Origin of the sequence: Acetobacter sicerae (assembly GCF_011516765.1) — a bacterium.
GTDB classification, from domain to species: domain Bacteria; phylum Pseudomonadota; class Alphaproteobacteria; order Acetobacterales; family Acetobacteraceae; genus Acetobacter; species Acetobacter sicerae.
In genome coordinates this window covers 36,389-52,628 of sequence record NZ_JAAABN010000003.1, presented here as the reverse complement: position 1 = coordinate 52,628, position 16,240 = coordinate 36,389, and the positions used below count along the sequence as shown (strand labels likewise).

Annotated in this window: 18 protein-coding genes; 10 read left to right on the top strand and 8 right to left on the bottom strand. The window is 56.4% G+C overall.

From position 1 onward, the window contains the following. Positions 1 to 2: 2 nt before the first annotated feature. The 5 genes from GVI59_RS04470 to GVI59_RS04450 form a co-directional block, all read right to left on the bottom strand. Positions 3 to 1,286, bottom strand: a complete 1,284-nt coding sequence (locus GVI59_RS04470) for a vWA domain-containing protein (protein WP_173573112.1) — start codon at positions 1,284 to 1,286, stop codon at positions 3 to 5. Between the two features lie 225 nt (positions 1,287 to 1,511). Beyond that, the gene (locus tag GVI59_RS04465) at positions 1,512 to 1,664 is read right to left on the bottom strand and encodes a DUF2474 family protein (protein WP_173573111.1); all 153 of its coding nucleotides are present in this window, start codon (positions 1,662 to 1,664) and stop codon (positions 1,512 to 1,514) included. Next, complete coding sequence (gene cydB / locus GVI59_RS04460) at positions 1,651 to 2,670, bottom strand: cytochrome d ubiquinol oxidase subunit II (RefSeq protein WP_173573110.1); 1,020 nt, start codon at positions 2,668 to 2,670, stop codon at positions 1,651 to 1,653. Before cydB ends, GVI59_RS04465 begins: the two co-directional genes overlap by 14 nt. A gap of 4 nt (positions 2,671 to 2,674) precedes the next feature. Beyond that, positions 2,675 to 4,105, bottom strand: coding sequence for a cytochrome ubiquinol oxidase subunit I (locus GVI59_RS04455; protein WP_173573109.1), 1,431 nt, complete (start codon positions 4,103 to 4,105; stop codon positions 2,675 to 2,677). A gap of 319 nt (positions 4,106 to 4,424) precedes the next feature. Beyond that, positions 4,425 to 5,612 (bottom strand): SMP-30/gluconolactonase/LRE family protein, encoded by a 1,188-nt coding sequence (locus tag GVI59_RS04450; protein ID WP_173573108.1) that lies wholly within the window; start codon positions 5,610 to 5,612, stop codon positions 4,425 to 4,427. A gap of 204 nt (positions 5,613 to 5,816) precedes the next feature. Here GVI59_RS04450 and GVI59_RS04445 point away from each other — a divergent pair, with 204 nt between their 5' ends. After that, entirely contained in the window at positions 5,817 to 6,563 is a 747-nt protein-coding gene (locus tag GVI59_RS04445) for an ABC transporter substrate-binding protein (protein WP_173573107.1), read from the top strand. Positions 6,564 to 6,574: 11 nt separating this feature from the next. On the opposite strand, the gene GVI59_RS04440 is transcribed toward GVI59_RS04445, so the two are convergent. Then, on the bottom strand, positions 6,575 to 7,207 hold the full coding sequence (locus GVI59_RS04440; RefSeq protein ID WP_173573106.1) for a glutathione S-transferase: 633 nt from the start codon (positions 7,205 to 7,207) through the stop codon (positions 6,575 to 6,577). Positions 7,208 to 7,351: 144 nt separating this feature from the next. On the opposite strand from GVI59_RS04440, the gene GVI59_RS04435 reads away from it, so the two are divergent. Continuing rightward, entirely contained in the window at positions 7,352 to 7,558 is a 207-nt protein-coding gene (locus GVI59_RS04435; RefSeq protein WP_206752364.1) for a hypothetical protein, read from the top strand. Positions 7,559 to 7,597: 39 nt separating this feature from the next. Here the strand turns inward: GVI59_RS04435 and GVI59_RS04430 are convergent, their stop codons facing one another. Then, positions 7,598 to 7,804, bottom strand: a complete 207-nt coding sequence (locus tag GVI59_RS04430) for a cold-shock protein (protein ID WP_010667901.1) — start codon at positions 7,802 to 7,804, stop codon at positions 7,598 to 7,600. Between the two features lie 497 nt (positions 7,805 to 8,301). On the opposite strand from GVI59_RS04430, the gene GVI59_RS04425 reads away from it, so the two are divergent. From GVI59_RS04425 to GVI59_RS04400, 6 genes are all read left to right on the top strand, one after another. Beyond that, complete coding sequence (locus GVI59_RS04425; RefSeq protein ID WP_173573104.1) at positions 8,302 to 8,520, top strand: hypothetical protein; 219 nt, start codon at positions 8,302 to 8,304, stop codon at positions 8,518 to 8,520. 33 nt (positions 8,521 to 8,553) lie between these two features. After that, entirely contained in the window at positions 8,554 to 9,054 is a 501-nt protein-coding gene (locus GVI59_RS04420) for a kinase inhibitor (protein ID WP_173573103.1), read from the top strand. 117 nt (positions 9,055 to 9,171) lie between these two features. Then, a complete protein-coding gene (locus GVI59_RS04415) occupies positions 9,172 to 9,954 on the top strand; it encodes a DUF2076 domain-containing protein (RefSeq protein ID WP_173573102.1) in 783 nt (260 codons plus the stop codon). A gap of 663 nt (positions 9,955 to 10,617) precedes the next feature. Next, positions 10,618 to 11,355 (top strand): MlaA family lipoprotein, encoded by a 738-nt coding sequence (locus GVI59_RS04410; RefSeq protein ID WP_232877333.1) that lies wholly within the window; start codon positions 10,618 to 10,620, stop codon positions 11,353 to 11,355. Between the two features lie 45 nt (positions 11,356 to 11,400). After that, entirely contained in the window at positions 11,401 to 12,027 is a 627-nt protein-coding gene (locus GVI59_RS04405) for an MlaC/ttg2D family ABC transporter substrate-binding protein (RefSeq protein WP_173573101.1), read from the top strand. Positions 12,028 to 12,372: 345 nt separating this feature from the next. Then, positions 12,373 to 13,884 carry a complex I subunit 4 family protein gene (locus GVI59_RS04400; RefSeq protein ID WP_173573100.1) on the top strand — a complete coding sequence of 504 codons (1,512 nt, stop codon included), beginning with the start codon at positions 12,373 to 12,375 and terminating at the stop codon, positions 13,882 to 13,884. Between the two features lie 345 nt (positions 13,885 to 14,229). Here the strand turns inward: GVI59_RS04400 and GVI59_RS04395 are convergent, their stop codons facing one another. After that, complete coding sequence (locus tag GVI59_RS04395) at positions 14,230 to 14,625, bottom strand: hypothetical protein (RefSeq protein ID WP_173573099.1); 396 nt, start codon at positions 14,623 to 14,625, stop codon at positions 14,230 to 14,232. Here GVI59_RS04395 and GVI59_RS04390 point away from each other — a divergent pair. Beyond that, the gene (locus GVI59_RS04390; RefSeq protein WP_173573098.1) at positions 14,624 to 15,952 is read left to right on the top strand and encodes an arylsulfotransferase family protein; all 1,329 of its coding nucleotides are present in this window, start codon (positions 14,624 to 14,626) and stop codon (positions 15,950 to 15,952) included. The two genes, GVI59_RS04395 and GVI59_RS04390, sit on opposite strands and share 2 nt — an antisense overlap. Next, positions 15,943 to 16,197: a hypothetical protein gene (locus tag GVI59_RS04385; protein WP_173573097.1), complete on the top strand. Its 255-nt coding sequence runs from the start codon at positions 15,943 to 15,945 to the stop codon at positions 16,195 to 16,197. Before GVI59_RS04390 ends, GVI59_RS04385 begins: the two co-directional genes overlap by 10 nt. Positions 16,198 to 16,240: the final 43 nt, after the last annotated feature.

The window sequence follows — 16,240 nt, the reverse complement described above, 5'->3', positions numbered from 1 at the left end:
TTCTATTTGATAAGTCTCAGACCGCTGCTTGTGACGATGCTTGAGAGAGACGATGTGAGCGCATTTTTAATGGCCGGCCCATCGTCAGCCTCGAAGTAATAGTCGGAGCTTGTGGCGCAGGCCTGCATGGCTCCCTCCATGGAGCCTGTCCCCGTTGTCGGCAGGGGGGCAATCAGGGTGTTATACTGCTGCGATCCATAAATGGGATAGTAAGGCACCCATACAGAGAGAAGAGTCACCCCCATCTGCTTTAGGGTATTGCAGGCGGCCTGATAATTCACGGTTACTATATGCTGATAGCTGTTAGCGGTGCTGTAGATGTCCTGCGCCCCATCAGAAATGAAAATGACATAGGTTCTTTGGCTGTTTTCGCTTTCACCCTGTCCAACATTTGTAAGTTGGCCGGCAATGGTGTTCAGCGCGTCACTCGTCCTTGTATATCCGAGGATGGGCATGGGAACGGCAGTTTCGAGATCGATGGTGGAGGCTACGGACGTCGCCGCGGCAATATCAGTCGTGGGTGCCTGTATCTGCTGTATTGTTGTTCCGTAAGTCGTAATGCTTGCTGTGATATTGTTTTGATCTTTATTTGAATAGTCTACAAGCTGCGCCATGAATGTCTGAATGGCCTGATTGACATAGTCGATTTTTAGGTTGATCCCGGCCTGCTGCGCTGTAACCCGCGTATTGCATGGCGGAAGTCCGAAAAAATTAGAGGATGATTTTTTCGTGCAGGATCCCCGGTAACCGTTTGGATCGTGGCAGGCGAATGCGCACTGAGCAGAACTGTTTTCAAGGGCGGATATATCTGCGGGAGTGCCGCCGATTCCCATGGAATTTGAAATATCCACCAGAAATATAATCTGAATGTAGGAATTGCCGAGCGTCATGGTGGCGGTGGAAGTGACCGAGACAGGAATCCCACCGCCGGGAAGAACGCCCGACATGAAAAGAGAGGTTTTTCTCGAAAGGGTGACTGTAACGTTCCCCGAATAGGTGGAAAGGGACGTATAGGCCACCTGGATGTCGGGGACGGTGGAACCCGCCGGCGTATTCGCCGCCACATAGCTTTGAACAGTCGTCTGGGCCAGGGCGGCGATGTCGGACTGGCTCATCGTGGTGCTGGCGCTAGCCTGTGCCGCCTGAACGGTTTTTTCTGCCTGAAGGGCCGCGGCGTCGGAGATTCCCTGCAGCGTTTTTTTGTTCTGAACAGCAGCTCCGAGGTTTATGGCCGCAGCAACCCCTATGACCGCCACCGAAGTGCTGACGGCAACCATAAGGCTCACCCCACCGTTCCGGCAGTTATAAAACCTCTGAAATCCAAACATTGTGACGTGTCAAAACCGTTTGTGATTGCTAAATCACACAAGTAAGGATCAAGGCGTTGATAAATTATTAATCTACGACGGAATTACAGGCTGAAATCATTAAAAATCACTTTATTCCGTCATTGCTCCCCTGAAATTTTCAGTCTTGTTTATGGTTTCAATATCGAAACAGGCACTGAAGCATTAATGAGGAACAAAAAACTTCAGAACAGAAGCGGCTGCGATAAATCCGACGGTGCTCATGGCCCATATGGCGATGAACCATCCGAACCGGCGGAGCAGACTGCGGGGGGCTTTCTCCCCCCGGCCGGAAACGATGGCGTCAGTGATACGCATCGGCTTCTGTGACCTTTCCGCGGAAGACGCGATAGGAATAGACCGTATAGGTCAGGATGATGGGCAGCAGAATGGCTGTGCCCACCAACTGGAAGGCCTGACTGGAGGGGGGAGAGGATACATCCCACAGGGTCAGGGACGGCGGCACCATATAGGGGAAAATGGAAATCCCTAGGCCGGTGAAGCAGAGAAAGAACCAGCCCAGCGCGCAGAGAAACGGCGCTACTGGATGCTCTCTCTGCAACCCACGCACAAACAGGAACGCCAGAAGGATCACCAGCACAGGCACCGGCGCGACAAACAGGATGTTCGGCCAGTCTGTCCAGCGTACGAGGTAAGGCTCGTGCAGCATGGGTGTCCACAGACTGACGGCGACAATACCCACGAAAAGACCGATGGCCAGACGCCGCGCCCAGTGACGGCAACTTGCTTCCAGCACGCCCGTTGTGCGCCAGACCAGCCAGCAGGCGCCAAGCAGTGCGTAGCCGCACATCACGGACAGTCCGCAAAGAATGCTGAAGGGGGTCAGCCAGTCGAGCGGACCGCCGTTGAAGGCGCCTTTCGTCACGGACACGCCCTGAATGACGCCACCCAGAATCGCGCCCTGACAGAATGCGGCTGTCGCCGATCCCCCCATGAAGGCGATGTCCCAGAGTCCGGACCGTCCGCTATCCCGTGTCATGATACGGAATTCAAAGGCGACCCCGCGAAAGATCAGCGCCAGAACCATGAGAAGAATCGGGAGGTACAACGCCGGCAGCAGGGTGGCGTAGGCGCCGGGGAAGACGCCATAAAGCGTGGCTCCCCCGAGTATCATCCAGGTCTCATTGCCATCCCACACGGGGGCGACAGTATTGACCATGACATCCCGTCGTCCCTGATCCCGCTCGACGGCGAACAGCATGCCGATCCCGAGGTCGAAGCCATCCAGAATGACATAGATAAGGATTGCGGCGGCAAGGATCACCGTCCAGATGACCGGCAGCCAGTAAGCAGCACCACTCATTGTATCACGCTCCGTGGTCTGGAGAGGAAAGGACGGTTTCGGGATGAGACCGTGTGCCGAGAACCGAAGCCGTGCCCTGTTCGCTCAGGTCATGCTCGCCTTCTTCCGGCTGACGGCTCAGCATGCGGAGAAGAATGCCGATCCCGGTGCCGAAGACGATGACATACACCACGACGAACGCTGTCATGGAGATGGCCATGCTGGGCAGCATGATGGGAGAAACGCTGTCAGCCGTTCTGAGCAGGCCGTAAACGGTCCATGGCTGACGCCCGACTTCAGTCGTCACCCAGCCGCAGAGCAGGGCGAGAAAGCCTGACGGCGCCATGACGAGCGCCATTCTGTGCAGAAGCGGGCTTGTAAACAGCCTGCCACGCCAGCGCATGTAGAGAGACAGGAAGCCGGTCGCCGCCATCAGCATGCCGAGCGCGATCATGATGCGGAAGGTAAAGAAGATGATCGGTGACGGAGGACGCTGATCCGCCGGGAAGTCCTTCATGCCCGGCACTTTGCCGTCAAGGCTGTGTGTCAGGATCAGGGAACCGGCGAAGGGAAGCTTGATGGCGTAGTCGGTATGCTCGGTTTTCATGTTCGGAATACCGAACAGGATTTCCGGAGCACGGCTTTCCGTTTCCCAGTCGCCTTCCAGTGCGGCAATTTTCACGGGCTGATGCTTCAGCGTGTTCAGACCATGCGCATCACCGGCAAGAATCTGGAGAGGAGCCACGATGGTCGCCATCCACATCGCCATGGAGAACATGACTTTCACGGGCTGGCTGATGGGCAGCCCTTTCCGCCTGTCCCGCATCATATGCCACGCGGCGGTGCCGCCGATGATGAACGCGACAGACAGGAAAGCCGCCATTCCCATATGCACAAGGCGATAGGGGAAGGAGGGATTGAAGATGATCGCCAGCCAGTCCTCCGGCATGAAGCGTCCGGTTGCAGGATCGATGCTGTAGCCTGCAGGAGTCTGCATCCATGAATTGGAAGCCAGAATCCATGTCATGGAGATCAGGGTTCCGACCGAGACGCAGCAGGTGGCGGCGAAATGCAGTCCGCGTCCGACCTTGTTCATTCCGAAAAGCATGACGCCCAGAAAGCCGGCTTCCAGAAAGAACGCTGTCATCACTTCATAGGACAGCAGAACGCCCGTAATCGGTCCGGCCTTCTGGGAGAAGACGGACCAGTTGGTGCCGAATTCGTAAGACATCACCAGTCCGGAGACGACGCCCATTCCGAACACGACAGAAAAGATCTTGATCCAGTAACGGTAGAGATCGAGATAGACCTGTTTGTCCGTCCTGAGCCACAGTCCTTCCAGCACAGCCAGATAGGCGGCCAGCCCGATAGAAAAAGCAGGAAAAACGATATGAACGCCTACGGTAAAGGCGAACTGAAAGCGGGCCAGAAGTAGTGCTGATGCCGCGGAGACCATTCGGGCGCTCCTTGAATTATCGCATGAAGGTAATTCGTTTTATAACGTCTGACGGTTCAGACAAGTTGCGCTGGAATTTTTTATTTATATCAGAACCGATTATGCAAATAATAATGCGTATCAATAAGGAATCTTTTTTGGCCAGATTGTTTTCAATGGGTTTGATGCGGCTTCAGAAACGTTTTTATCTGCAGGACAACGTTGGATCGTTTTTTAACAGTGAAAGTTTTTGGTGGCATTTTTTCAAAAAGATTCAGAGGGTGTTGCCTTTTTTGAAAGGCAACACCCAGAAGCCTATTTTGATTCAGGCAGGTCCCTGTCAGGAAAGTCCGGCTCCCTGTGTTTCAAGTAGCAGACGGAACATCTGAGACCCGCAGCACATATAAAGCTCGTTCCTTTTGGGGCCACCGAAAGTAAGATTGGAGCATCCGAACGGCAGGCGAATGCGTCCGATCAGTTTTCCGGCCGGGTTGTAACAGAGGACGCCCGCCAGTCCGAAAGGGCCGGAGGCCCCACACCACAGATTGCCGAATACGTCTGCCCGTATGCCGTCCGGAATCATGTTGTGATTTTCAAGCATGAAGGAACAGAAGACGCGGCGATTCCGGGGAAGGCCATCCACCATGTCGAACGCATAGATCACGTGCTGAGCGCCACTTTGGGAAGAATTTGAGGTCGTGCCAGTGGCGTAAAAAATCTTCTGATCTGGTGAAAAGCACAGACCATTCGGGGAAGGGACGTCTTCCGGAGAAAGGACGGCTTTGAGCTGGCCGTTCTGGCCATCGACCCGGAAAATATGAACGGCCTGTCGGGCATGACCGGCGAACTGAACCGGGATCTCAGTGCCCAGTGTCCACCGTAACTTACCGGTGGGGTTGGCACCGTTTCCGGGTGAATCCGGGTGCCCTTCGATCAGGGTGTCGCCATAGGCCGGGTCAGTAAACCATATGCTGTTGTCGAGCGGATTGACGATAACGTCGTTGGGAGAATTGAGTGGTTTTCCGTTGAAAGAGTCCGCGATGACACTGCAACTTCCGTCATGCTCCCAGCGGATGACACGCCGCATGTCATGTTCGCAGGTGATGATGCGCCCCTGTGTATCGAGGGTGTTGCCGTTGCTGTGATAGCTTTCCTGCCGAAAAATGGACAGAGATCCTTCACCCGATTCAGCCGGGGGAATCAGACGGTATTGCTGGCTGCGGATGGTGTCGCTGAGCAGCAGAATGCGGGCTTCACCAAGCCAGGTTGGGCCTTCGAGCCAGCCGCCGCCTGTCAGCACGCGCTGGATGGGCGTGTTGGGAAACAGCAGATCCCTGAAGGAGGAATCGAGGCTGATGACATCCGGGTCAGGCAGGAAGCTGGTTGGAGCCTGACCGGCCCATGAGCGGGGAGGCGAGGATATGGTTGATGGTGGTTCGGGTTGTGCTGACGCCGCTTTCACGGTTGATGCGGCCACCATGCTGAGACCGGTGGCAAGAAATGTCCGTCGTCCGGTCAGTGTCGGCATGAATACAGTCCCCCGATTGGCTTCTCTGTTCGATGATCCGGACTGGCGTGAGAGGCCCGGTTCTCTGGTCTCGACAGAGTATGGTTTAAAGCATGCAGAATTTACAGATCAATACATCTTGCGTTTTCAGTCTTTACAGTTCCAGCCTCCCGTAACGGATCAAATGCACCATATCGGGTGGGGTGGAAACAGTGAGGAGACCGCATGAAAACGGATGAGATTCTCCGCGAACTGGCGCCACAGGGCGTCATCAGAACGGCGATCAATCTGGGCAATCCTGTTCTGGCATGTCGCGATACGACAACTGGCGAACTGGCTGGTGTTTCAGTCGATCTCGCCAGAGAAGTCGGGCGACGGCTGGGTGTGGAGATTGAGTTCAGGCCGTTTGATGCCGCAGGCAAGGTGACGCAGGCTGTTTCGTCCGGCGAACTGGATATGATGTTTCTGGCGGTGGACCCGGTTCGAGCAGCCGAGATCCTTTTTACCGCGCCTTATGTTGTCATCGAAGGAACCTATCTTGTCCGTGACGATGCGCCTTATCAGGCTGTCGAGGATCTGGACCGCGCCGGGGTTCGTATCGCTGTTGGAAAAGGAGCCGCCTACGACCTGTTTCTGACACGCCATCTGCAACAGGCTTCTCTGGAACGGGCGGCCACTTCGCCTGACGCCATTGCCCTTTTCGTGGAGCAGAAACTGGATGCAGCCGCTGGTGTGCGTCAGCCTTTGACAGCTTATGCTGCGGACAATCCGGGCTATCGGGTGCTTCCCGGACGTTTCACGGCGATCGAACAGGGAATGGGCGTTCCGAAAGGGCGTGAAATCGCGAGAGCCTGGTTACAGGACTTTGTTGAGGACGTGAAAAAAAGCGGTCTGATAAGGATATTACTGGATCAGCATGGGCAGAGCGCAGCCAGCGTTGCACCGCCTTCGGTCGGTTGGCCTGCTTTCTGAGTGGTGAAGTCTCATGTTGCAGGTCTGAGAAAGACGGGTTCGTCATTTGGCCGCCAGGGATTGAAACGATGCATGATCTGCCCGAAACGACGTGAGGATATGAAGTCTCTGAGCCATGTTTGCAGATGGGGGATCTTCTGCGCTTCGAACCATTCTGAATCCGTTGCAGCAAACTGGCGCACAAAAGGCGCTATGGCGGCGTCCGTAAGACCAAAGCGTGCTCCGTTCAGAAAAGATGTGGTTCCCAGAAGTTTTTCCAGATCAAGAAGAATCTGCAACGCTTCATGGCGGTGGTGATGTGGATCGCTTTGATGGCGGGTGGCGTATTTGTAAAGATCGAGATGGTGTTTGAAGAGTGTGTCATTTCGCTCGATCAGATCGAAGCGGGCGTTTTCCAGCCAGTTTTCAGGATCGGATTGAGAGAGCGTCCATTTCATGATGTCCAGACTTTGGTCAATAACGCGGCTTTCTGACAAAACGAGGACAGGCACGGTGCCTTTTGGCGACGCGTTCAGCATTGCCTCGGGTTTTGCTGATAGCTTGATTTCCCGACATTCACAGACGGTCCCGCTGGACAGAAGAGCGAGGCGCGCCCGCATTGCGTAGGGGCAGCGTCGGAAAGTGTAGAGAACAGGGAATGTCATTTTTGCACGCAAACTGGCCTGAATGAACAAAGTGAGTGACTCTGTTTAAGAGAACTATAGGAGAAAATGAATCTGATCATTCCTGAATTTCCCTGAAAACTGCGCCGGACGATGATCAGTCAAAAATTTCCAGAAGGATACTTCGTGAATCCAGAAGAAGTTTCTGGTGCAGCTTTTTCAAAAAGCTACGGAAAACGTCACGATCAGGAAAACCGGATGAGACCTGTCGCGACACTCCGCTCGACGCCCCACAAAGAAGCAAAATTATTTTTGAATCTATCCTTTTGGGCGCAGCATTGTTCGCAGGGCAGAGTGATGTCCGATGGTAGGACACAAAAAAAGCCGCCCTGATGGGCGGCTCTTCCAGACGGCATTACTGCCAATCTTTAATCACGCAGCCTTAAGATTGACTGCGGATTTCTTGCCATTACGGCCAGCTTCGATCTCGTATGAAATCTGCTGCCCTTCATTAAGCGAAGCCATACCGGCGCGCTCAAGGGCTGTAATGTGGACGAATACATCCGGGGAGCCATCCTCCGGCTGAATGAATCCAAAACCTTTTGTAGAATTAAACCACTTTACGGTGCCTGTTGTCATAACGAGGCTCCTTTTTAACATGGTGGTCGCGCACAGAACACGTGCACAATCGTAACTTCCAACGGGACAGACTGACACAACGTGCATCAGCGACCCTCATATAGAGCATCCACCGAGGAGGTTATTCACATAAAGGAGAGTGAAAAGCAAGAAAAATAATCGCATTTCATCAGATTGGTAAAATAATAAATGTTACGGAATGTGTTTTTTCCTGCGAAATAAGCTTTTTATTTTTTAGGTAATATTTTCCATTGCAGAAAGACGCATAGAAATAAGTGGAAATGAGGCGAGGGCTTCTGGCTGATAAAATCATCGGAAGAAGCCTCGTTCTGCCAGCCATCCTCCAGCCTCCGTGCTGGCGGCCCACCCAAAAAAGCAAAGCCGAAATTCAGGGGAGTGTTTGGCGCTGGAGGCAGCCTGCCCTTGAACAGAAAGCTCCGACAGCCCATTTTCTTCCGCAGATCATTTGATCCGAATTTGTTTGCAGGAGTTTCACTATGTCCTACGCGCTGCTTGATGCCGCCCGTGTCGCCAAGGCCGCCAAGACGTCCCTCGACGTGCTCAAGGCCGCCAACGAGTCCTCGGAAGCGCATCAGCGTAAAACGATCATGGTCGAGCGTATTGCCGCCCTCGCTCTCGCCGCCTCGGAGTCGCCGAAGAATGATGGCGTGACACTGACGTCGGAAGAGTTCTGGCTGATCAGCCTCAACTGGTAACCGAAAGAGTCCACACGATAAGGAGTCCCTCCCATGGCGTTCACCTTGACGAGCCCGGCTTTCAGCAATGGTGCCGTGATGCCTCAGGCGCAGGTCTATTCCGGTATGGGGCAGACGGGGGGCAATCTGTCTCCTCCGCTGCAGTGGGACGGGGCTCCAGCCGGAACAAAGAGCTTTGTGGTCACGCTTTATGATCCTGATGCTCCCACCGGTTCAGGCTGGTGGCATTGGGTCGTCGCCAATATCCCGGCAGGCGTGACTTCACTGCCTGAAGGTGCGGGTTTGGGTAAGGGTGGCCTCCCCGAGGGCGCACTTGAAGTGCGGACCGACTTTGGCGTTCCTGGCTATGGCGGAGCCGCGCCTCCTCCCGGTCACATGCATCGTTATGTGTTTACCGTCACGGCGCTGGATGTTCCAAAGCTTGAAGTGAGTGCCGATTCCAGCCCGGCTCTTGTTGGGTTCATGGTGCATCATCACCGTCTGGCGTCGGCCCGGCTGACTGTTATTTACGGTTCCGGCGCAAAAAGCCCATAATTCCGTGACTATGATATGGTGAGATGACGTCTTTGGAATGGGGTTGCTGTTTTTGCATCCTGTTCCCACCTTAAACACAGGGTAGTCCGGCCAGCACGGCCATGAGGGATCAAGCAGATGAATAGCCAGGAACGCGATCTGATATCTAACTTCATTGCGCGTGTCGGCGGGGCGCCGCAGGCCAGTGCAGGGAGTGTGCCATCCACCAACCCGTCCCTGCCGCCGATTGATCCCGAAGCGGATGCCTTCATCGCCCAGAACTTCCAGAAATATCCGGAAGCCCGTTATCGCATCACCCAGATGGCTGTGGTGCAGGAAGCGGCGCTCGTCGAGGCCCAGAACCGTATCCGCGAGCTGCAGTTCCAGCTTCAGCAGGCGCAGCAGGCCCTGCAACAGGCCCAGCAGTCAAAAGGCAGTTCGGGCGGTTTCCTTGGCGGACTGTTCGGCGGTGGTCAGCAGCGCCCGCAGCAGGCGCCGCCTCCGGGGTGGGGCGGTCAGCCGCAGGGCTATGCCCAGCAGCCGCAGATGCAGCCCATGCCTCCGGGGTTCCAGCCCGGCATGTTCCGTCAGGGCGGATCGGGTTTCCTTGGGTCGGCTCTGACAACTGCTGCTGGTGTTGCTGGCGGCATGATGGCTGCGAACGCGCTTGAGGGCCTGTTCAGTGGTCATCATGGTGCAGGTGACATGAGCGGAAACGCAGCCGGTGGCTGGGGCGCTCCCGATCAGACGGTCGTCAACAACTATTATGGTGATTCGGCCGGTGGAGCTGGCGCGCCTGATCCGTTTGCGGGCGCAGGCACCACGGCTGATTCGGGCTTCGACGCCGATGGTGGCGGCAATGATGGCTGGGGTGGCGATGGCGGCGGCGACTGGGGTGGCGGAGACGATCAGTCGTTCTGATTGAATCCGTCGATTCTCCAGTTCTTTCATCCACACTCTTACGTTCTGAGTTTGGTTTTCCGGCCCGGTTCTCTTTCGTGAGGACCGGGTCTTTTTATTTGATGGGAAGGTGAAGCAGGATTCCCCCTTCCATTCCTTGATTTCAACAAGTCGGGATCAAAGGGACTGCCCCCCTTGTGGAAGGCAGGGGCAAGGCCCCCAAAGGACAGTTATCTCTGCATGTAACTCCGATCTGATTTGGCCAAACAGCCAGCATTTCCCTGTCATCCAGCAAGCCCGCGGCCTGTGGCTTCATCGCAACAGACGACGAAAAGAGCCGGAGAAAGACAGAGGAGCCTCAACCACCCGCGCTGTTTCGCGTTCACAATGCTGGCGGCCGCCCTGATCAGGGGGCGGGAGCGTGGTGGTGAGAGCCATTCACACAATGGCAACTGATTGCATCCGGGCGGCGACGTGTTAGACAGGGCAGTAGATAGACGCTCAGAGAAGCATAACATGTTCGTCCTGCTGGCTGGCCTTGCGGTCCCGGAGAGGGCTGACGGGGTAACGGAGAGACTGACGGGCATGGGCTCAGTGAAGGAAGACCTGCATCTGGAACCTTTTTCCAGTGCTTCGGGCCGTTCGGTGAAAACCCGCATCCGCGCTTTCCGTAACGGAACACTGATGCTCGGGACGCTGGTTCTTGCTGGCTGTTCCTCCTGGGTGGCCCCCAAGCCGACCGATCCTGACGCGCTGGCCGAATATAAAGAAGCCAACGACAAATATGAGCCTCTCAACCGCAAGATGTACAATCTTTCGGTGACGGTGGATAAATACTCCATGCGCCCTGTCGCCAAGGCCTATGTCTGGGCCGTGCCGGTTCCCGTGCGTAAGTCGCTCGGCAACATGGTCCAGACCATGAACGAGCCTGTGGTGTTCTTTAATGACGTCGGCGCAGGCAAGCCGCGTCGTGCGGGAGACGCTTTCGTCCGCTGGTGCATCAACATGGTGGCCGGTGTCGGTGGTTTCATCGACGTGGCGAAGTATGCGGGTTATCCGCACCACGACAATGACGGCGGTCTGACCCTTGCCACGTGGGGTATCGCTTCCGGGCCGTATCTTTTCCTGCCCATGATGGGGCCGTCCACTATCCGTGACGGCATCGGCTATGGTCTGGATCAGGGGCTTTCTCCGTGGAACTATGTTCCGCGTGGCTACGGCCTGCTGACGTTCAACTGGGCCTATAACATCATGGGCGTCATCAACACCCGGGCCAATCATCTTGACGATCTGGATCAGGTGCAGCGCGATGCGCTTGATCCGTATGCGACCATCCGCAGTGCGTATCAGCAGCAGCGCAAGGCCATGGCGGATGCTATCAAGAACGACCATCGGGCGACTGTTCCCGACTGGTATAATTGATCCGCCTTAAGAAGATTCCAGAAGAAGACCAGGGGCAGAGTTATTATGAAGATCAGTTTTACCCGCCGCTTCCTGCTCGGAACGCTTGTCGCAGCCGGTCTGGCGTCCGGCGTTGCGCGCCCGGCTTCTGCTGAGCAATCCGCTACGGCATTTGTTCACAGCCTCGGTGATCGTCTGGTTACGATCGTGAACAGCAACCTGTCAGGGGCGCAGAAGAAGGAAAAGGTTCTTCCCATTCTGCAGAGTGACGTGGATGTCGACGCCATCGGACGCTTCTGTCTCGGGCGGTACTGGCGTACGGCGACGCCGGAGCAGCAGGCCGAGTATCTGAATCTGTTCCGTCAGGTGCTGGTCAATACGATCACCGACAAGCTGGGTGATTACCGCGGCGTCAGCTTCACGATCGGCGGGGCTACGCCCAAGGGTGAGGATCAGTCTGTCGACACGATCCTGCATCGCCCGCAGCAGGCCGACGCCAATCTTGAATGGATTGTCAGCACCAGCAGCGGGTCTCCGAAGGTTGTGGACGTCCTTGCCGAAGGCGCAAGCCTTCGTCTGACGCAGCGTCAGGATTATGCGTCCTTCATCCAGCAGCATGGCGGTCAGGTTTCAGCAATCCTGAGTGCGCTGAAGCTGCAGGTCGAGCGTCATAAAACAGCCAAACCCGGCTGATCCGCATTTCACAATGCGGTGACGCAATGCAACGGCATCCTTTCAGGGATGCCGTTTTTTTGTGCCTTTTTCTTCAGTCACGGTCTGGGATGGCGCTGTTTCTGGAATGCGGAAGTATGCCTGTAAAATGCGCTGAATCGGCGGAATTGCGCCTGTGACTCCGTGGGTGACGCCCGGATGCTGTGTGAAAGACATCCCCCTCCAACCTGCACGGTCCGGCAGGATGATCAGCGCCGGGACGAGCGGGTTTGGTGGTCTCCTTCCATACGACTCATGACTGGTCGCATGAGGTTCTGGGCGCTAAGGTCTGCGCAGAATTATCGTACCGAACCCTGTGAGTACGCCGTGCACCCGATCATTCTTACACTCGTCACCTATCTGCCGCTTCTGGGCGGTCTGGCCATTCTGCTCGCCAAGGGCGCACCGGAGACGGCGGATCGGACTGGTCGCTGGATCGCATTGTGGACGAGCCTCGCGGTGCTCGCGCTCTCCGTGGTCATGTGGGTCGGTTTCGATCCGCAGATACCGGGCGCGCAGTATGAGACCCAACTGGCGTGGATGCCGAATTTCGGCATTTCGTACCATACGGGCGTCGATGGCGTCAGTCTCGTCTTCGTTCTGCTGACGGCTTTCCTGACGCCGCTTTCGATCGGGGCCGGGTGGCGGAGCGTGCAGGGGCGCGCCTGTGACTTCATGGCCGCTGTCATGTTCCTTGAAACGGCGCTGATGGGCCTGTTCTCGGCGCTCGATCTTGTCGTGTTCTACATGTTCTATGAGGCGACCCTGATCCCGGCGAGCCTGATGATCGGCGTGTGGGGCGGTCCGAAGCGCATCTGGGCGTCGCTCCAGTTCTTCCTGTTCACCTTCGGTGGCTCACTGTTCATGCTCGTCGCGTTGGTGGCGATGTGGAACATGGCGGGCACGACCGATATTCCGGCGCTGATGCAGGGGCATTTCTCGCTCTCCGTACAGTGCTGGCTGCTGATGGCCTTCGTCATCGCCTTCGGTGTGAAACTGCCGCTGTTCCCGCTGCACGCCTGGCTGCCGGACGCCTATACGGAAGCGCCCACGCCGACCACGGCCCTTCTTTCGGGCGTTCTCTCCAAGACCGGCGCTTACGGTCTGTTGCGCTTTGGCGTGCTGATGTTCCCTGATGCGGTGCATCGTTTCGCGCCCTATATCCTGCCGCTCGGCGTGATCGCCATCATCTACGCCGCTTTCATCGCCTTCGCGCAGAAGGACATGAAGAAGGTCATCGCCTATTCCTCCTTCTCGCACATGGGCATGATCGCGGTCGGTCTGTTCACCCTCAACGCCGAGGGTGTGGACGGCGCGATCTATCAGATGCTCTCGCATGGCGTGGTGATTGCGGCGCTGTTCTTCTGCGTCGCCGCCATCGCGTGGCGCGCCGAGACCCGCGACATCTCAGCCCTTGGTGGCGTGGCGTTCCGCATGCCCGCGCTGGCTTCTCTGGCCATGCTGTTCACGATGGCCAACGTCGGCCTGCCGGGAACAGGCTCCTTCGTGGGTGAACTGCTGGTCCTGATGGGCGCGATCCATGTCTCCTTCTGGCTGGCGCTTCTGGCCGGGACGACAATGATCATGGGCGCGGTCTATATGCTGGCGCTCTATCGGGATGTGATCTTCGGTTCCGTGAAAGGCACCGTCAGTCTGCTACGGGACCTGACGCCCGCCGAGATGATGGTGCTGGTGCCGCTGGCAGTGGTCACGCTGTGGATGGGTGTCCATCCGGCGTCCTTCACCAGCCTGTTCGATCCCGTGATCGTGCATGCCCTTGGCGCACCCAATCAGGAAGCCATGGCGCACACGGCGCATCAGGTGATTGCTGCCCGGTAAAGCGGCGGCATCCCGTCAGTTTTTGGCGGAGGCGGGTAAACGGCTCCGAGAAGACCTGGCCTCCGCGTATCATGGCCCCTTGCGGCCTCTGGACTGTTTCGTTTCAGAGGCCGCAAGGGGTTTCTTTTTCGTAAAATAGATAATGGACATACCCTTGGACGGAGGGGCGCTTTCCGGACAAAGGACGGAACTGATCCGTTGTTCTTCGGGAATCCGATAAGGCTCGTCCCGGCGCATGGACAAAACTCCAGCTTCGCTTTCTGATGCAGAAGAATTCACTGACTTGAACAGGGATGATCGTCTTATGCGCAGGCAGGAAAAGGCTGGCCCAGATACGGTTTGTTTCTAAGAAATCTTCAGGAACACGTCATGCAAACAGAAGACGTGGAGTCCACATTGCAGCCCCGGTTGAAGGGGAGAGGTGGCAACGTGACCTGAAGGCTCTCTGCTTTCAAATGTCACCACACAATAGATACGGTTTTCATATTTTTGATATGCGTGATCTTTTGACGAAAAATCGTTCGGATATGATCGAAAACCACTTCGCAACATAAATGAAACTTTAGCGTAACATTCATCCTTCAGATAAGAATAATTCTCTTTTACTTCATGTTGTTCGCCCTGACTGTGAATGGCAACGGCATAGCGGCTTGCTTGTACCTCAGGTGCCATTTTGCATTCTTCTTTCGATAAAGAATCTTCTGAGGAGTCCGCGTCGGTCAGTGCGCTGGAACGGGCCATGTTTCGCCCGATCCCGCTGTGGCTCCTGCTGCTGTCACTCGTGACGGGGGTTGTCGTGATGATCGGCTTTGGCGGCCTTGTCCTGCATCCGCCTCGTCAGACGCTGGTGCGGGAAAGCACGCTCTGGCTGGCGAATATTCCTTCCGTTCTGAAAAAGACGGTCAAAAGCGTTACGAAAATCCCGAGAAGCTATGCTCCTTCGTCCTATGACGAGCGTCTGCCAGAAGGGCTCTGGCGGAATCCGGATCAGCCTTTTGTCGATGATGGCTATGTGCTGGTGCGGGCGTTCGATGAAAATCTGAAGCGTTCCGTTGTCCGCCTGATCAGTCTGCGCGATGGAACGGTTGTCCATCAGTACGCGCCCGACATCCGCACGATGAATAGCCGTTCGACCTTTGTCTCGCCGTTGATTGATGTCCGGCGCGACCGGGATGCCCGACGTAATCTCATGATGCACCCGCTGCTCATGCCCGATGGCGGCATCGTCATTCACGACAGTTCACCGCTGGCCCGCTTCGATGCCTGCGGACATATGGAATGGATGATCGACGGCATCTTCCATCATTCGCTCGAGCGTGATGGTGACGGCAATCTCTGGGCCCCCTTCCGGTATCCGAAGGCGAAAGTTCCTGATGTCGGGCCGCTCTTCGAGGATGAGAGCATCATGAAGGTCAGCCCTGACGGGAAGATTCTCCATGAAGTGCGGATCGCCGACATTCTCGACAGCAACCAGCTTGGCTGGCTCTGGCGCGGGCGGCCTTACACGGATGATCCGTTCCATCTGAACGATGTGCAGCCGGTTCTGAAATCCGGCCCTTACTGGCTGGCGGGTGATCTGTTCATCAGCCTGCGCAACCTGTCGCTCGTCATGCTGTACCGTCCCTCGACCGGGAAAGTCCTGTGGTGGAGATCCAACTTCTCGCACATGCAGCATGATGTCAGCATCATCGACGACCACCGGATTGCCGTGTTCGACAATAACTGGCGGGTTGCCGCGCCCGAAGGCGAGGTCGATGGCTTCAACCGGGTGGCTGTCTACGATTTCGCCACGGACAGCGCCAGCTATCCCCTTGATGATGCGATGAAAAAGCTCCGCGTCCATACACGGGCGCAGGGACGCGCCACACCGCTTCCGAACGGGGACTTCATGATCGAGGAAACCGAAGGAGGGCGGCTGATGCGCGTCGCGCCTGATGGCGCCGTCCGGTGGCGTTACATCGCCGCCACGCCTTCCATGCGTCGTCTGGAACTGCGCTGGAGCCGATACGTGGATCCTGCCAGCAATCAGGAAGCAATCACCCTAGCGAAAGATGCAAAATGCAACTGACCACACCCGCTCTCTGTCGTCTGGGCGCTTTTGCCCTGCTCATCGCCGGACCGACTCCGGCGCTCGCTTACATGGGGCCCGGCCTCGGACTTGGTGCGATCGGCAGCGCGCTGGGTATCGTGGGGGCCGTGTTGCTCGCAATCGTTTCGGTGGTCTGGTACCCGTTCAAGCGCATGCTGCGCCGGATGCGTGGGAGCAGCGCCTCCGCTCCGGCAACTCGCCGGCAGTCAACACCGCAATCGTGAACCGGTCCGTCAAGACCGCCTTTTTTCCTCCGGACGGCGCTGA

What these genes read in the sequence shown, in the direction of transcription:
- GVI59_RS04450 (WP_173573108.1), bottom strand. Translation starts at nt 5,612, where the DNA reads ATGCCGACACTGACCGGACGACGGACATTTCTTGCCACCGGTCTCAGC.
- GVI59_RS04445 (WP_173573107.1), top strand. Translation starts at nt 5,817, where the DNA reads ATGAAAACGGATGAGATTCTCCGCGAACTGGCGCCACAGGGCGTCATC.
- cydB (WP_173573110.1), bottom strand. Translation starts at nt 2,670, where the DNA reads ATGAGTGGTGCTGCTTACTGGCTGCCGGTCATCTGGACGGTGATCCTT.
- GVI59_RS04410 (WP_232877333.1), top strand. Translation starts at nt 10,618, where the DNA reads ATGCTCGGGACGCTGGTTCTTGCTGGCTGTTCCTCCTGGGTGGCCCCC.
- GVI59_RS04390 (WP_173573098.1), top strand. Translation starts at nt 14,624, where the DNA reads ATGTTTCGCCCGATCCCGCTGTGGCTCCTGCTGCTGTCACTCGTGACG.
- GVI59_RS04395 (WP_173573099.1), bottom strand. Translation starts at nt 14,625, where the DNA reads ATGGCCCGTTCCAGCGCACTGACCGACGCGGACTCCTCAGAAGATTCT.
- GVI59_RS04465 (WP_173573111.1), bottom strand. Translation starts at nt 1,664, where the DNA reads ATGCGTATCACTGACGCCATCGTTTCCGGCCGGGGGGAGAAAGCCCCC.
- GVI59_RS04425 (WP_173573104.1), top strand. Translation starts at nt 8,302, where the DNA reads ATGTCCTACGCGCTGCTTGATGCCGCCCGTGTCGCCAAGGCCGCCAAG.
- GVI59_RS04405 (WP_173573101.1), top strand. Translation starts at nt 11,401, where the DNA reads ATGAAGATCAGTTTTACCCGCCGCTTCCTGCTCGGAACGCTTGTCGCA.
- GVI59_RS04420 (WP_173573103.1), top strand. Translation starts at nt 8,554, where the DNA reads ATGGCGTTCACCTTGACGAGCCCGGCTTTCAGCAATGGTGCCGTGATG.
- GVI59_RS04430 (WP_010667901.1), bottom strand. Translation starts at nt 7,804, where the DNA reads ATGACAACAGGCACCGTAAAGTGGTTTAATTCTACAAAAGGTTTTGGA.
- GVI59_RS04455 (WP_173573109.1), bottom strand. Translation starts at nt 4,105, where the DNA reads ATGGTCTCCGCGGCATCAGCACTACTTCTGGCCCGCTTTCAGTTCGCC.
- GVI59_RS04415 (WP_173573102.1), top strand. Translation starts at nt 9,172, where the DNA reads ATGAATAGCCAGGAACGCGATCTGATATCTAACTTCATTGCGCGTGTC.
- GVI59_RS04385 (WP_173573097.1), top strand. Translation starts at nt 15,943, where the DNA reads ATGCAACTGACCACACCCGCTCTCTGTCGTCTGGGCGCTTTTGCCCTG.
- GVI59_RS04440 (WP_173573106.1), bottom strand. Translation starts at nt 7,207, where the DNA reads ATGACATTCCCTGTTCTCTACACTTTCCGACGCTGCCCCTACGCAATG.